At 52.9% G+C, this 1,428-nt stretch carries 1 rRNA gene; it reads right to left on the minus strand.

What is annotated here, in order from left to right:
- Position 1: 1 nt before the first annotated feature.
- A 23S ribosomal RNA gene (locus DWZ56_RS22535) occupies positions 2–1,428 on the minus strand; the annotation flags it as partial.

Genomic DNA, 1,428 nt, shown 5'->3' on the forward strand with positions numbered 1-1,428 from the left:
TTTGGTCAAGCCCTCGACCTATTAGTAGCAGTCAGCTCCATACATTGCTGCACTTCCACCTCTGCCCTATCTACCTCGTCGTCTTCAAGGGGTCTTACTAACTTGCGTTAGGGAAATCTCATCTTGAGGGGGGCTTCACGCTTAGATGCCTTCAGCGTTTATCCACACCAAACACAGCTACTCGGCTCTGCCGTTGACACGACAACCGATACACTGGCGGTTCGTCCATCCCGGTCCTCTCGTACTAAGGACAGCTCCTCTCAAATTTCCTACGCCCGCGCCGGATAGGGACCGAACTGTCTCACGACGTTCTGAACCCAGCTCGCGTACCGCTTTAATGGGCGAACAGCCCAACCCTTGGGACCTACTTCAGCCCCAGGATGCGATGAGCCGACATCGAGGTGCCAAACCACTCCGTCGATGTGAACTCTTGGGAGTGATAAGCCTGTTATCCCCAGGGTAGCTTTTATCCGTTGAGCGATGGCAATCCCACTTTATACCACCGGATCACTAAGTCCTACTTTCGTACCTGTTCCACCCGTCGGTGTCACAGTCAAGCTCCCTTCTGCCTTTACACTCTTCGAATGGTTTCCGACCATTCTGAGGGAACCTTTGAGCGCCTCCGATACTCTTTCGGAGGCGACCGCCCCAGTCAAACTCCCCACCTGACATTGTCCCCCACCAGGTTCACTGGTGCAGGTTAGAAATCCAGTACCGCAAGGGTGGTATCCCAACAGCGGCTCCATACAGACTGGCGTCCGTACTTCACAGCCTCCCACCTATCCTGTACATGCAATACCGAATCCCAGTATCAAGCTGGAGTAAAGCTCCATGGGGTCTTTCCGTCCTGGCGCAGGTAACCAGCATCTTCACTGGTATTTCAATTTCACCGGGTGCATTGTCGAGACAGTGCTCAAATCATTACGCCTTTCGTGCGGGTCGGAACTTACCCGACAAGGAATTTCGCTACCTTAGGACCGTTATAGTTACGGCCGCCGTTTACTGGGGCTTAAGTTCAAAGCTTCGACCTAAAGTCTAACCTCTCCCCTTAACCTTCCAGCACCGGGCAGGCGTCAGCCCATATACTTCACCTTACGGTTTTGCATAGACCTGTGTTTTTGCTAAACAGTTGCTTGAGCCTATTCTCTGCGGCCCATCTTCATGGGCACCCCTTCTCCCGAAGTTACGGGGTCATTTTGCCGAGTTCCTTAACAATGCTTCTCCCGTCGGCCTTAGGATTCTCTCCTCATCCACCTGTGTCGGTTTACGGTACGGGTACGATATGAACAATAGCGGCTTTTCTTGACAGCTGGCTCACAGGCTTCCCTACTTTAGTTCGGTCCACGTCACAGCCTTCCATTGTACACCGGATTTTCCTGATGTACTGGTCCTCTGCTTGTACCGGGCTCTTCATTCCCGGCTCCTGCT

The organism is Lachnotalea sp. AF33-28, from assembly GCF_003477885.1.
Classification (GTDB): Bacteria; Bacillota; Clostridia; order Lachnospirales; family Lachnospiraceae; genus AF33-28.